Below are 13,349 nucleotides of genomic sequence, written 5' to 3'. Positions count from 1 at the left end.
GCTATTTCTTGAGATCGACGCTGGCAAGCAGCGACTTGAAGTAGGCGGACTGGCTGTTCATGAAGACCTGAAATTGCTCGCCTTCCATGTAGGCCGGCTGCAGGTTGGCCCTGAGCAGCGCATCCCGGAATGCCGGGTCTTCGGCCGTCTTGCGTGTCGCATCGCGCAGGTACTTGACGACTTCGGGCGGCGTGTTCAGCGGCACGCCCAGCCCGCGCCAGGTTCCCACGACGAGGTCCACGCCCTTCTCCTTGAATGTCGGAACCTTGTCGTAGGGCGCGGGCAGCCGCTGATCGGCCATTGCGACCAGCACGCGCACCTTGCCGGCAGCCACGTGCGAGCCGATCTCGGCCGGGCTCACGGTGATCGCATCCACATGCCCGCCGACCAGCGCCCCCACGCTGGGCGCCGCGCCCTGGAACGGCACGTGGTTGAAGCGCACCTGTGTCTTCTGCTCGACGGCCGCGGCCGCCAGGTGCCAGATCGTGCCGGTGCCGGCATTGCCCATCGACACCACGCCCTCCTGCATGCGTGCCGCGGCCAGCAGGTCGTCGATGGTCTTGTAGGGTGATTCGGCGCGCACCGCGATCACGCCGGGGTCTCCGTTGAGCCGCGCGATCGGGATGAAGTCGGCGGTCGTCACCTTGGTCATGTTGAGGTGCGGAATGATCGCCAGCTCCGAGATGATCACGCCGATCTTGTAGCCGTCGGCCGGCGCGCGCTGCACCTCGCTCATGCCGATGCCGCCGCCCGCGCCGGGCTTGTTGACGACGATCAAGGGCTGCGGCACGTTCTTCTTCACGGCGTCGGCAAAGATACGTGCCATCACGTCGGTGCCGCCGCCGGCGGACGAAGGCACGATCACTTCGATCGACCGCGTGGGGTAGTCGGCCGCATGCACGGCAAACGGGGTCAGCAGCACGCCGGCGAAAGTCGCGGCGGCTGCACAGGCAAGGCGAAAGCGCTTCATGGTTGATGTCTCCTTCAATGACCGTCAGAGCACGGACACCATGCCGCCATCGACATAGATGATTTGCCCGCTCACGTAGTTGGATGCTTCGGATGCCAGAAAGACGGCGGTGCCGATCAGTTCTTCCGGCTTGCCCCAGCGGCCCGCCGGCGTGCGCCCCTTCACCCACGCATCGAAGCTCGGGTTGTCGATGAGCGCCTGGTTCATGTCGGTGAGCATGTAGCCCGGCCCGATGGCGTTGGCCTGGATGTTGTGGCTCGCCCATTCGGCCGTCATTGCGCGGGTGAGCATCTTGATGCCGCCCTTGGCGACCGTGTACGGTGCCACCGTGGCGCGCGCCAGTTCGCTGGTGAGCGAGCCGATGTTGATCACCTTGCCGCGCCCGCGCGGAATCATTCGCCTGGCCGCCTCGCGCCCGACCACGAAGGCGCTGGTGAGATTGGTCTCGATCACGCGGCGCCAGTCGTCCGTGGCCAGCTCGACCATCGGCTTGCGGTACTGCACGCCGGCGTTGTTGACCAGGATGTCGACGGCAATGCCGGCCGCATCGAGCTGCTCGAAGGCGGCCACGACCGCGGCTTCGTCGCACACGTCGAACGCGCACGCCTCGACGACGTAGCCCTTGCCGCGCAATGTCGCGGCAGAAGCCTCGAGCCGTGCCGCGTCGACACCGTTGAGCACCAGCTGCGCACCTGCGGCGGCCAGCCCGTCGGCAATGGCAAAGCCAAGGCCGCGCGACGAACCGGTGACGAGCGCGGTCTTGCCCGCGAGGCTGAAGAGTTGGGTGGACATGATGGATTCCTCAGGGGGTCTGCAGCGTGCCGTCGGCCAGTCGCGTCTGCGTCCAGGTGGTGATGACGTTCTCGCAGGGGTACTTGCGCGCCTCTTCTTCATTGATGTCGACGCCCAGGCCCGGCTTGTCGTTGGCGTAGACGTAGCCGTCCTTGAATTCAGGCAAGCCGGGGAACACGTCCAGCAGCGCACCGGGCGGGCCCTTCAGGTCCTGGATCACGAAGTTCGGCGGCTGCACGCCCGACCATTCCTGCACGCCGAAATTGCGCGCGGCCAGGTCGATGTGGATGTTGGCCGCGTGCGCCACCGGCGACATGTCGCCGGGCCCGTGCCACGCAGTCTTCACGCCGAACTGCTCGGCAAAGAGCTGCAGCTTGCGCCCGGGCGTGATGCCGCCGATCTGGCTAAGGTGGACGCGGATGAAGTCGATGAGCTGTTCGGTGATGAGCGTCTTCCACTCATAGGGGTTGTTGAAGAGCTCGCCCTGGGCAAGAGGAATGCGCGTTTTCTCGCGCAGCTGGCGCAGCCACTTGCCCTCCTCCAGCGGAATCGCGTCTTCCAGGAAGAACAGCTCGAAGCGCTCCATCTCGCAGGCGAACCGGATGGCCTCGATCGGGCTCAGGCGCTCGTGCACGTCATGGCACAGCGCCACGTCGAAACCCACCTTGCTGCGGATGCCCTCGAAGAGCTTGAGGGTGTCGCGCATGTAGCTGCGGCTGTCCAGGTAGACGCCATCGGGTGCACCGCGCGGCGCCGTCGAAGGCGCCTTGCCGAAGCCGCCGCCGCCATAGCCGCCGCTCTGGCAGCGGATGTGCGTGATGCCCTGCGCCATGTAGCCCTGGATGTTGTCGCACAGCTCGGCCAGGTCGCGTCCGTCGGCATGGCGGTAGATGGGCACGCCCTCGCGCACCTTGCCGCCGAACAGCTGGTAGACCGGCATGCCGGCCATCTTTCCCTTGATGTCCCACAGCGCCATGTCGACACCGGAGATCGCGTTGTTCTCGGCCGGGCCGTTACGCCAGTAGGCGTTCTGGTGCATGAGCTGCCACAGCTCCTCGATCGCGCTCACATCGCGGCCGACAAGCAGCGGCTTGAGGTATTGCTCGACCAGGCATTGCACGACAAGGTGGCGGTACGCGAAGGTCGCGCACCCAAGGCCGTACAGGCCGGGCTGGTTGGTCTCGACCTTCACGACCACGAGGTTGATGCCCTCGGGTGCCGTGAGGATGACCTTCACGTCGGAGATAAGTGTTGCCATGTGCGGATGCGTCAGTGCTGGGGTTGGAGTTGCAAAACCGGGCGTGCGTTGTCGGCCGGAAGCGGAATGTCGTTCGAGATGCGCTTGCCCGAGTCGGCAGCGAACAGCACGGCTTGGTTCAGGTCGAGCGAAATGCGGACCTTGCTGCCTGCGCCCAGCGTGCTGTAGCCCGCCTCGGTCACCATGATTTCGTCGGCCATGCCGCCGTCGCGGTCGTGCGCGGTGCGGGCCGTGTCCAGGCGAACGGTCACTATCGATTCGGCACCCACGTGCTCGACCAGTCCCACGGTGCCTGCGATGCCCGGCTGTGCCGGATCGGCGCCGAGGGTGAGCGCGGTCGGCCGCACGCCGACCAGCACGTTCGCGCCGCTGTCGGCGCCCCGAACACCCAGATGCGCCGGCAGCGGCACCCGCAGTTCGCCGATGCTCAGCTGCGAGCCCTCCATGCGGGCATGCACCAGGTTCATGGCCGGCGTGCCGATGAAGCGTGCCACGAAGGTGTTGGCCGGGTTGGTGTAGATCTCGCGCGGGGTGCCGATCTGCTGCGCCTCGCCGGCATGCATCAGCACGATGCGCGTGCCCATCGTCATCGCTTCGATCTGGTCATGCGTCACGTAGACGAAGGTGCCGCCCAGGTCGCGGTGCAGCTTGATGATTTCGGCGCGCATCGACGAGCGCAGCTTGGCGTCGAGGTTCGACAGCGGCTCGTCCATCAGGAACACCTCGGGCTGTCGCACCATCGCACGGCCCAATGCCACGCGCTGGCGTTGGCCGCCCGAGAGGGTGCGCGGATGGCGCTCCATCATCTCGGTCAGCGACAGGATCTTCGCCGTGCGGTCGACCAGCTCGCGAACCTCGGGCGAGGCCTCGATCCGTCGCTTGGCGAAATGCCCCAGCAGCGGAATGTGAAACCACCAGCGGAACTTGCGCATGATCAGCGGGAAGGTGATGTTGCGCCGCACCGTCATGTGCGGATAGAGCGCATACGACTGGAACACGAACGCCATGTCGCGCGCGCTGGGCGGCAGCGTGTCGACGCGGCGCGAGCCCAGGTGGATCTCGCCGCCGCTCACGGTTTCGAGGCCTGCCAGCATGCGCAGCAGCGTCGACTTGCCACAGCCCGAGGGGCCCAGCAGCACCAGGAACTCGCCGGCGGGCACCTCGACGTTGATGTTGCCCAGCACCGTCTTGGCACCGAAGGTCTTGGTGACGTTTTTCAGGGAGATGGATGACACGATGCGATCCTTGCGTGGCCCGTCAGCCCTTGACGCTGCCGGCGGTCATGCCGGCAACGACGTAGCGCTGCACGAGCAGATAGAAGAAGACGGCGGGCAGCGTGTACATCAGCCCGATGGCCATCACCGAATGCAGCGGCGTGCTCAGCTCGCCGACGAAGCCCGCCAGGCCCACCGACGCGGTGTGCAGCTCGGGCGCACTGACCAGCGTCTGCGCGAACACGTACTCGTTCCAGCCGTGGAAGAAGGCGATCACCGCAGTGGCCGCCAGCGTCGGCGCAATCAGCGGAATCACGACGATGAACACCGTGCCCAGGCGCGAGCAGCCGTCGATGCTGGCGGCCTCCTCGATGTCCATCGGCACGCCGTCGATGGCGCCTTTCAGGATCCAGGTGATCACCGGCACCGTGAAGGCCGTGTTCACCAGGATCAGGCCCGTGAGCGTGTTCAGCAGCGAGAGCTGGCCGAAGATCGCGTACAGCGGCACCACCAGCATCGCCTCGGGCAGCATCTGCGTGACGAAGAGCGCGAGCCCGACGATGGCGATGCCGGCAAACCTGAAACGCGACAGTGCATACGCGGGCAGCACCGCCAGCGCCAGGCTCAGCACCGTGGTGCCGACCGCGACGATCGCGCTGTTGACCAGCCAGATGCCGACATCGGTGCTGGCGAACACGTCGCGGAACACGTGCCACTGCGCCATGCCCGGCAGCAGGTGCGGCGGCGTCGCGAAAAGGTCGGCCGACGACGTGGTCGATGTGACCAGCATCCAGTAGATCGGAAAGGCCGTGATGCCCAGCATGCCGAGGATCACGATCATGAGCAGTGCCTGGCGCCAGTCGAGCGTTGCTGTTTTCATCAGTGCCCCGCCGCGCGCTCGGCGCGCACCGTCAAGCGGAAATAGACCACCGTGATGGCGAGCGCCAGCGACAGGCCGACCATGCCGACCGCCGCGGCCTCGCCCAGTTCACGGTACGTGAAGGCCCGGCGGTACAGCTCGATCACCAGGGTGTTGGTCGAGCCGATGGGGCCGCCCTGCGTCATGAGCCAGATCAGGTCGAAGCGGCGCAGCGACCAGATCGTGATAAACAGCGTCAGCAGCATCACCGTCGGACGGATGGCCGGCCACACCACCGCGCCGAAGACGCTCAGCCTGTCGGCACCGTCGATGACCGCCGCCTCGCGAAGATCGCTGGACACGCCCTGAAGCGCCGACAGGATCACCACCGAAGTGAAAGGAAAGATCTGCCACACGGTGGTGAGCAGCACTGCGGGCAAGGCTCGCGAGGGGTTGTCGAGCCAGCCTTCCATGCCCGACGACAGGCCTAGAAAGTTGAAGACATGCTGCAGCACGCCGTACTGGCCGTTGAACATCCAGATGAAGATCAACGCCACCGCCACCGGCGGCGCCGCCCAGGGAATGGTGATGAGCGAGCGGGCGATGCCGCGTCCGCGAAAGGGCATGTTCAGCAGCAGCGCCGTACCCAGGCCGATGCCGATCGAACACACCACGCAGGCCATCGTGTAGACCGCGGTGATGACCAGCACCTGGTTGAACTCGGCCTGGCCGAACAGGTCGGCGTAGTTGCGCGGGCCCACCCAGTCGTGCTGGCCCGGCGACAGCAGCGAGGTCTGCGTGAAGCTCAGGTACAGCTCCTGCAGCAGCGGATAGGCCTGGAAGACCAGCAGGTACAGCATGACGGGCGCGCAGAACAGGTACGGCGCCCACCCCACGCCGCCCGCGGCGGCTTGCTTGTTGGCGGTCATTGCAAGTGCCCTGGCCCGGCTTACTTGCGCAGGACGCGGGCGCTGACAAGGCGCTGGGCGTCGTCCATGGCCTTCTGCGGGTCGGCACCGCTCTGGAGCACACGCAGCACCTGCTCCAGGATCACCTGCTGGATCTCGGGCGTGCGCGCCTCGAAGCCCTGCACCAGCTGCGGCACGCTGTTCGGCGCCTGGTCGTCGTACACCTTGAGCCAGGGCTTGGCCTTGAGCTCTTCGGGCGTGCGCTCGACCACCGTGGCGACGCTGGCGGCGCCGAGGATGGCCTGCAGGTCCTTCTGGTTCTCGGGCTGCATCATCCACTTCATGAAGGTGACGGCCGCAGCCTTGTGCTTTGTGTTGGCGTTGATGGCGAGCGGCGCGAGGATCAGGCCCTGCGCGCGTGTCGGGAACGGCGACGGCGCCGCACCCAGCGGCAGGTCAGGCGCCTGCTGGTTGAAGATGCCGGCCACGCCGCCGTTGTCGATCTCCATGGCCAGCTTCTTTTCCCAGAACATGCGCCTGTAGGTGGCGGCGTCGGCGCCCTTGGGCGTGGCACCCAGGTCATACATCTTCTTGTAGGCGACCACCCCCTCCACCACCTTGGCGCTGTTGATGGTGAGGTTGCCCTTGTCGTCGCTCCAGCGCCCGCCGAAGCCATAGACGAAGTTGCACAGGTCCTGCCAGAAGCCGCTGCTCTCGGCCATGGTGGCGCGGTAGGCGAAGCCGAACACGTTGTCGCCAGTGGCGGCCTTGGCGGCGGCGAGGAACTCGTCGAACGTGGCCGGCGGCTTGCCGCCCTTCAGAAGCTGCGGGTTGTAGATCAGCTGGTAGTTGCTGATCTCGAAGGGCACGCCGTAGCGTTTGCCGCCGATCACGAGGTACTTGTTGGGGTCGGTCAGCCGGTAGTCGCCGGGCTTGATGTCGCCGTCGATGGCCACGATGCGTTGCGCCTGCGCGGCGGCGTAGTAGTCGATCAGGTCGAAGCGGATGAGGTCGGGGCCCGCCCCGCCGCCCATCTGCGTGAACACGGTCTTGGCCAGCGTCGAGAAAGGCAGCGCGAGCGGCTGCACTTCGACAGCGCTCTGGCTCTTGTTGAACTTGTCGACCCACAACTTGAGCTTGTCGCCGCGCCCCGATTCCGCAAAGGTCGCAGCGGCGAAGCTCAGCGTTTCCTTGGTTTGCGCACGCGCGGCGCCAGGCAAAGCCCATGCGAACACGGTCGCTGCCCCCAGTGCGACAGCGCCGGCGCACAAGCGGGGAAGGCTCGGGAGTTTTTTCATGCAAGTCTCCAGGAGGCGGCTCCGGGCCGCTGGTTCACGACGAAATTTGCGCAAGAATATCGTGATATTTCACGATATTTATTCGTAGATACCCTGCCCCTCCTCGAGGGGATACCTGTGCTCGCCTTCAGAGGAGAACCCGGGTTCGAGGCTGTGCTTACACTTGCATATCAGATATGCTGCTGCGTTGAAACAAGGAGTTCCATGGCCACCCGTTCCCCTGCCAGGCCCAAGCTGGTTTCCGTCGACACCGCCGCGCCGGGCACCTTGCTCAAGAGCCCTGTCAACCAGTCGGACCAGGCCTATGAACGCATCGAAGAACTGCTGATCTGCTGCAAGCTGGCGCCGGGCCGCTTCCTGGCCACGCACGAGCTGCAGACCATGGTCGGCTACGGCCGCACGCCCGTGCACCAGGCGCTCAATCGCCTGTCCGCCGACACGCTGGTGCAGATCACGCCGCGGCACGGCATCCGCATCGCGCCGATCGACCTCACGCGCGATCGCCGGCTGCTGCGGCTGCGCCGCGACATGGAGCGCTTTGTGATCCGGCTCGCCACAGAGCGCTCGGGCGCATCAGAGCGCAACCGCATGCAGCACATCAAGCGGCAGCTCATCGAGCATGGCGCGCACATGACGATCGAGCAGTTCAACGTGGCCGACCGCCTGATCGACCAGCTTTTTCTGGCGGCCGCGCAGGAGCCTTTCGTGGAGGGCACGCTGCGGCCACTGCACACGATCTTCCGACGCATCGGCTGGATCTATCACATGCATGCGCCCGAGAAGGTGGACCTGCAAGGCACCGTCGACGGGCACATCGCGGTGATCGAAGCGGTGGCCAACGGCGACGTCGATGCCGCCATCGCCGCATCGGATGGCCTGATGGATTTCGTCGACAGCATGTTTGAAGTGCTCGAGCGCGACGTGGCGCCCAGCGCGCTCGATTGCAGCCTGGATGGCGACGACAGCTATCTTGCGCTCGGGCCGCCGGCCGCACCCTGACCATGCCGGCTCAGGACGGCAGGCGGAACTTGTCCAGCGACATGCGCTGGCGGCCCTGCGCGTCGAAGTTCTCGGGCGCGAGCCAGCGCTCGAAGGCGGTGCGCAGTGCAGGCCACTCGCTCGCGACGATCGAGAACCAGGCCGTGTCGCGCGTGCGCCCCTTGTAGACCACCGCCTGCCGAAACCTGCCCTCGTACTGGAAGCCCAAGCGAAGTGCCGCGCGCTTGGAGGGCTCATTGAAGTCGTCGCACTTCCATTCGTAGCGGCGGTAGCCCAGCGCGTCGAACGACAGCTTCATCAGCAGGTATTGCGCCTCGGTGGACACGGGTGTCTGCTTGAGGAGCGGCGAGAAATTGACGCTGCCCACTTCGATCACCCCATGGGTCGGGTCGATGCGCATCAGCGCCAGCGTGCCGACGGCGCGGCCACTCTGCTTGTCGACGACGGCGAAGTGCATGGGGTCGGTGCTCTGCGCGGCGCGCTGCGCGTAGGCCCGGGTGCTTTCCAGGTCGGCGGGCCGCTCCACGCCCAGGTACGTCCAGTCGCGGCCGTCGGGCGCCTGCGCATAGGCGGCATAGAGGTCGTCGGCGTGCCTGGCCGCGTCGAGCGGCTCCAGCGTGCAGAAGCGGCCCTCGACGCTCTGGCGCGGTGGCAGTGCGCGCGGCGTCCAATCGGGCACGTCGGGGCCGATGGACTGGCCGAATTCGTTGTGGCGGGCTGGCATGCGGGTGTCTTTCGAAAAAAATGAAACGGCTGTGTCGGAGCACGTAAAGTACCCGCAACGTGGCTCCAACGAAAGCGCCACGAACGATTGATTTCATGGTGCCACGCCCTGCCCCTTCCTCCTCTTCTGCTTCTGCCACAGCGCTGCTCGAATCCTCCCTGCTGAAGGGCCGCGACGCCGGCTCGATGCAGCGCCAGCTGCACGAGCGCCTCAAGCGCGCCATCCTCGACGGCAGCCTGGCCCCCGGGAGCCGCCTGCCCGGCTCGCGCGCGCTGGCCGAAGCGCTCGCCATCTCGCGCAACACCGTCACAGCGACCTACGAGCACCTGGCCGCCGAAGGCTATGTACAACCCGACCGCAAGGGCACGCGCGTGACCGAGCTCTCGTCGCCGGTCCCCAAGCGTGCAGGCATGCCGGCCGGTGTGCCTGCCACGGCGCTGCGCCTCGCAAAGCTCCAGCCGAGCGCATCGCGTGCCGACATGGAGGCGGCGCTGCGCCCCGGCGTGCCCGCGCTGTCGCACTTTCCCCTGGCCGCCTGGCGCCGCGCGCTCGACCGTGCCGTGCGCAACGCCGGCACGGCCGCGCTGGGCTACGGCGACCCGCTGGGCGAGCCGGCGCTGCGCGCGGCCATTGCGCGGCATCTGTCGGTTGCACGCGGCGTGCGCTGCGAGCCGCACCAGGTCGTCATTGCCGAAGGCGCGCAGGAGGCCATCACGCTGTGCGTGCGGCTGCTGTCGAACCCCGGCGACACCGGCTGGGTCGAAGACCCGGGCTACCGCGGCGTGAAGGCCGCCATGCATGCGGGCGACATGCGCGTGGTGCCGGTGCGGGTCGACGCCGAAGGCCTGTGCGCGAGTGCGCAAGACTGGCGCAGGCACACGCCCCGGCTCGTGTACACCACGCCTTCGCACCAGTACCCGGCCGGCTCGGTGCTGAGCATCGCGCGCCGGCTCGACCTGATCGCGCAGGCACGCGCGCACGACGCGTGGATCATCGAGGACGACTACGACAGCGAGTTCCGCCACACAGGCGAGCCCATCGGCGCGATGCAGGGGCTGGTGGCCGATGCGCCCGTGCTCTACGTCGGCACCTTCAGCAAGACGATGTTCCCGTCGCTGCGGCTGGGCTTCCTGGTGCTGCCCGAACGGCTGGTGCCCAGCGTGCGCGTGCCGCTCGAAGAGATGCTGCGCGGCGGGCACCGCCACGAGCAGCTGGCCATGGCCGAGTTCATCGAGAGCGGGCAGTTCAGCCGGCACCTGGGCCGCATGCGGCGCCTGTACCGCGACCGGCAGCAGGCGCTGCGGCTCGCGCTGCAAAAGCACCTGAAGGTGCCGCACCAGATCGAAGGCGGCTACTGCGGGCTGCACCTGACCGTGCGGCTGCCCGCGCAGTTCGACGACCGAAAGATCGCCGCCGAGGCGCTGCGCCATCGCATCGCGCCCTCTGCGCTGTCGGGGTTCGCGATGCAGCCGCTGGCCACCGACAACGGGCTGGTGCTGGGCTATGGCAACACGTCTGCGGAGCTGTTCGAGCCGCTGGTGAAGCGCCTGTCGCAGCTGGCGCGGGCGTCGGGGCGAAGCTGACCGCTAACCGCGCGAGCTCGCCACATGGTCGCGCCGGAAATTGCGCGGCGTGCTTCCCACCCATTGCCGGAAGCGCCGGTTGAAGTAGGCCTCGTCCGTGAACCCGCACTGGTGCGCAATCTCGCGCACCAGCAGCGAGGTGGACGACAGCAGCTCCTTCGCCCGTTCGATGCGCCGCTCGGTCACCAGGTCAGTGAAGGTGCGGTCGGTTTCCTTGCGCAGCAGGTTGGCCAGGTAGTTGGGTGACAGGAACGCGGCTGCGGCCGCATCGGTCAGCGACAGCGGCTTGTCGAGGTTGTCGCGCACATAGCGCACCACGCGCTGCAACGCGTCGCGCTGCGAGGTCTTGCCGTTGTGCTGCAGCGAAAGCCGCATCAGCGCCTGCTCCTGGCGCATGCAGGCCAGGCCGATGATCTGCTGCACGATGCCGCGCATCGCGATCTTGGCGCCGAAGTTGCGGCCGGTGTTCAGCGCATGCAGCTCGTCGAGCCAGCCACGGATGCGCGTGAAGTCGGCCTCGTCGAAAGCAAAGTCGACGTACTCCTGGAACAGGAAGGGTGCGAGGTCGGGATGCCGCGCAAGCGACACGTCGTCGAGGTCGAGCGCATCGACCTCGAGCTCGGGCCAGAGAAAGCGCTGGTCGAAATTGACGATGCAGTACAGCGCCTCGGGCGGGTGCGGGATCACGTGCACCCGGTACGGCAGCACGAAGCTCAGATGACGCGGCCCGAAGGGGCGCACCTCGCCGCCGATGGCCTGCTGCGAGCGGCCCTCGATGCCGACCTGGATCTGGAAATACGCATGCCGGTGCGGCAGCGTGAGTTCGTTGCGCGCACCCTGGAAGCGAATGTCGAAGTCGAGATGGTCGGCACGCTCGTGCATGCCGTAGGTGCGAACGGACGTGGAGGGAGAGGGGCGCATCGGGGTTGGCGTGTCACTGGATCCGGCAGGCTGCAGCCCGCGAGGGTACGCCAACTTGCGGTCCGACAGCCCCAGCAGGGCCGATGCCGGGACCCTCATGGGGGTCAGACGACCACGACCTCCAGCGCGCCGACGCCCGCCACCGTGCCGCGCATGCGATCGCCGCGCTGCACGGCCGCCACGCCTGCAGGCGTGCCCGTGAAGATCAGGTCGCCGGGCTGCAGCGTGAACAGGGTCGACAGGTAGGCGATGGTGTCGGGCACGTTCCAGATCATGTCGCCCAGGTCGCCGACCTGGCGCTGGGCGCCGTTCACCTCGAGGCGGATCTCTCCGGCCGCCGGGTGCCCGGCCTTGGCCACGGGCACCAGCTCGCCGCAGGGCGCGGAGCCGTCGAACGCCTTGCCGGTGTCCCAGGGGCGGCCCATCTTCTTGGCCTCGCCCTGCAGGTCGCGGCGGGTCATGTCCAGGCCCACGGCGTAGCCGTACACGTGTTCGAGCGCGGCGGATGCGGCAATGTTCGAGCCGCCGGTCTTCAGCGCGACCACGAGTTCGATCTCATGGTGCACGTCGTTCGACAGCGTGGGGTAGGCAAACTCGCCGCCGTCGGCCACGATGGCGCTGGCCGGCTTCATGAAGAAGAACGGCGGCTCGCGGTCGGGGTTGTGGCCCATCTCGCGGGCATGCTCGGAGTAGTTGCGGCCCACGCAGAAGATGCGGTTGACCGGGAAGCGCGCGCGTTCGCCCTGGATGGGCAGGGAGTGGACGGGCGCGGGGGAAATGGCGTAGAGGGTGTCGGTGGCTGAAGTCATGCAACGACTCTAGCTATTGCTGCGCCTCTTCCAGGGGACGCGTCTACGCGAGACTTGGACTCAGCTACGGTCTTGAATTTGCGCTTCACTTGTCCCGGGCGGGTACCCAGGCCGGCGGGTACTTCCCCTGCGCGAATGTCCCCGCCTTCGGCCTCAACCCGCAAATCCTGCGAGCAACGCATTGAACTTCGCCGCGTTCTCGATGAACATGAAGTGCGAGCCTGCCTCCCCGTCGTCGAAGATCTCGACCCTGGCGCCGGGCACCTGGGTCGCCTCCCACCGCATGCAGCTGTGCGGCACCAGGCTGCCCTTTCCGCCGATGAAAAGCGTCGGCCGGTCGATGCGCGGCAACACTTCGCGCCAGTCCTGGTGGCAGTGGTTGTAGAGCAGGTCGGCCGCCGCGGCGCGCGGCATCTTCATGTTCATGTCGACGATCCACTGGAAGTCCTCGGCGGGCATGTCGGCCGTGACCATGGAACGCAGGAAGCCGACCGTGGCCTCCACGCCGCCCGGGCCTCGCAGTGCATTGGCGGTCTCGACCACGCTGTCGGCCGTGAAGATGGGGCCGTAGTCGGCGGCCTGCTGCTCAGTCCACTCGGGATTGCGCGTGAGGCATGTCGCCTGGTCGCAGAACACGTAGCGGGCGATGCGACCCGCGCCGAACAGGTCGAAGTGGCACCACAGCACCGAGCAGCCCATGGAGTGGCCGACGATGGTCACCTCCGTCAGGTCAAGCGCGACGAGCGCGTTCTGCAGGTCCGTCGCGAGGCGCGCGATGCGGTAGCCGCGCCCGGGCTTGTCGGAGTCGCCGTGGCCGCGAAGGTCGAAGGCGATCACGTGGTGCCGGGCCGCCAGACCTTCGAGTTGGTACCTGTACTGCTCGGCCGTTTGCGACCAGCCCGGTATGAGTACGAGGGTGGGCCCGGTGCCGGCCTCCAGGTAGCTCAGCTTGACGTCGCCGTCCACGGCAACGGTCTTGCGGGCGATGCTTGTCTTTGTCTCCATGCTTTTTCC

13 protein-coding genes are annotated in these 13,349 nt (G+C 67.0%); 2 read left to right on the top strand and 11 right to left on the bottom strand.

Going from position 1 to position 13,349, the window contains the following annotated elements; all coding sequences use genetic code 11:
* Position 1 precedes the first annotated feature (1 nt).
* Genes ACSFBM_RS18380 through ACSFBM_RS18350 form a run of 7 tightly spaced genes read right to left on the bottom strand, consistent with a single transcriptional unit; the run spans position 2 to position 7,299 of the window.
* Complete coding sequence (locus ACSFBM_RS18380) at positions 2-970, bottom strand: tripartite tricarboxylate transporter substrate binding protein (protein WP_435485616.1); 969 nt, start codon at positions 968-970, stop codon at positions 2-4.
* Between the two features lie 24 nt (positions 971-994).
* Entirely contained in the window at positions 995-1,762 is a 768-nt protein-coding gene (locus tag ACSFBM_RS18375) for an SDR family oxidoreductase (protein ID WP_435485615.1), read from the bottom strand.
* 10 nt (positions 1,763-1,772) lie between these two features.
* Complete coding sequence (locus tag ACSFBM_RS18370) at positions 1,773-3,020, bottom strand: enolase C-terminal domain-like protein (RefSeq protein WP_435485614.1); 1,248 nt, start codon at positions 3,018-3,020, stop codon at positions 1,773-1,775.
* A gap of 11 nt (positions 3,021-3,031) precedes the next feature.
* Positions 3,032-4,255, bottom strand: coding sequence for an ABC transporter ATP-binding protein (locus tag ACSFBM_RS18365; protein WP_435485613.1), 1,224 nt, complete (start codon positions 4,253-4,255; stop codon positions 3,032-3,034).
* A 22-nt stretch (positions 4,256-4,277) separates the two neighbouring features.
* Complete coding sequence (locus ACSFBM_RS18360) at positions 4,278-5,114, bottom strand: carbohydrate ABC transporter permease (protein WP_435485612.1); 837 nt, start codon at positions 5,112-5,114, stop codon at positions 4,278-4,280.
* Positions 5,114-6,022 (bottom strand): carbohydrate ABC transporter permease, encoded by a 909-nt coding sequence (locus tag ACSFBM_RS18355; protein WP_435485611.1) that lies wholly within the window; start codon positions 6,020-6,022, stop codon positions 5,114-5,116. Before ACSFBM_RS18355 ends, ACSFBM_RS18360 begins: the two co-directional genes overlap by 1 nt.
* A gap of 20 nt (positions 6,023-6,042) precedes the next feature.
* On the bottom strand, positions 6,043-7,299 hold the full coding sequence (locus ACSFBM_RS18350; RefSeq protein ID WP_435485610.1) for an ABC transporter substrate-binding protein: 1,257 nt from the start codon (positions 7,297-7,299) through the stop codon (positions 6,043-6,045).
* 204 nt (positions 7,300-7,503) lie between these two features.
* On the opposite strand from ACSFBM_RS18350, the gene ACSFBM_RS18345 reads away from it, so the two are divergent.
* Positions 7,504-8,298 (top strand): GntR family transcriptional regulator, encoded by a 795-nt coding sequence (locus ACSFBM_RS18345; protein WP_435485609.1) that lies wholly within the window; start codon positions 7,504-7,506, stop codon positions 8,296-8,298.
* Between the two features lie 10 nt (positions 8,299-8,308).
* On the opposite strand, the gene ACSFBM_RS18340 is transcribed toward ACSFBM_RS18345, so the two are convergent.
* Positions 8,309-9,022 carry a GNAT family N-acetyltransferase gene (locus tag ACSFBM_RS18340; RefSeq protein WP_435485608.1) on the bottom strand — a complete coding sequence of 238 codons (714 nt, stop codon included), beginning with the start codon at positions 9,020-9,022 and terminating at the stop codon, positions 8,309-8,311.
* Positions 9,023-9,117: 95 nt separating this feature from the next.
* On the opposite strand from ACSFBM_RS18340, the gene pdxR reads away from it, so the two are divergent.
* Positions 9,118-10,605 carry a MocR-like pyridoxine biosynthesis transcription factor PdxR gene (gene pdxR, locus ACSFBM_RS18335; RefSeq protein ID WP_435485607.1) on the top strand — a complete coding sequence of 496 codons (1,488 nt, stop codon included), beginning with the start codon at positions 9,118-9,120 and terminating at the stop codon, positions 10,603-10,605.
* 3 nt (positions 10,606-10,608) lie between these two features.
* On the opposite strand, the gene ACSFBM_RS18330 is transcribed toward pdxR, so the two are convergent.
* The 3 genes from ACSFBM_RS18330 to ACSFBM_RS18320 all read right to left on the bottom strand — a co-directional run bounded on the left by ACSFBM_RS18330 (position 10,609) and on the right by ACSFBM_RS18320 (position 13,340).
* Positions 10,609-11,526 (bottom strand): helix-turn-helix transcriptional regulator, encoded by a 918-nt coding sequence (locus ACSFBM_RS18330; protein ID WP_435485606.1) that lies wholly within the window; start codon positions 11,524-11,526, stop codon positions 10,609-10,611.
* A 104-nt stretch (positions 11,527-11,630) separates the two neighbouring features.
* Complete coding sequence (locus ACSFBM_RS18325) at positions 11,631-12,335, bottom strand: fumarylacetoacetate hydrolase family protein (RefSeq protein WP_435485605.1); 705 nt, start codon at positions 12,333-12,335, stop codon at positions 11,631-11,633.
* A gap of 153 nt (positions 12,336-12,488) precedes the next feature.
* A complete protein-coding gene (locus ACSFBM_RS18320) occupies positions 12,489-13,340 on the bottom strand; it encodes an alpha/beta fold hydrolase (RefSeq protein WP_435485604.1) in 852 nt (283 codons plus the stop codon).
* Between the last annotated feature and the right edge of the window lie 9 nt (positions 13,341-13,349).

Source organism: Variovorax pasteuri, assembly GCF_051216435.1.
GTDB lineage: Bacteria > Pseudomonadota > Gammaproteobacteria > Burkholderiales > Burkholderiaceae_C > Variovorax.
Note: the sequence above shows the minus strand (reverse complement) of the source record. Positions and strands in the feature narration are given on the sequence as shown.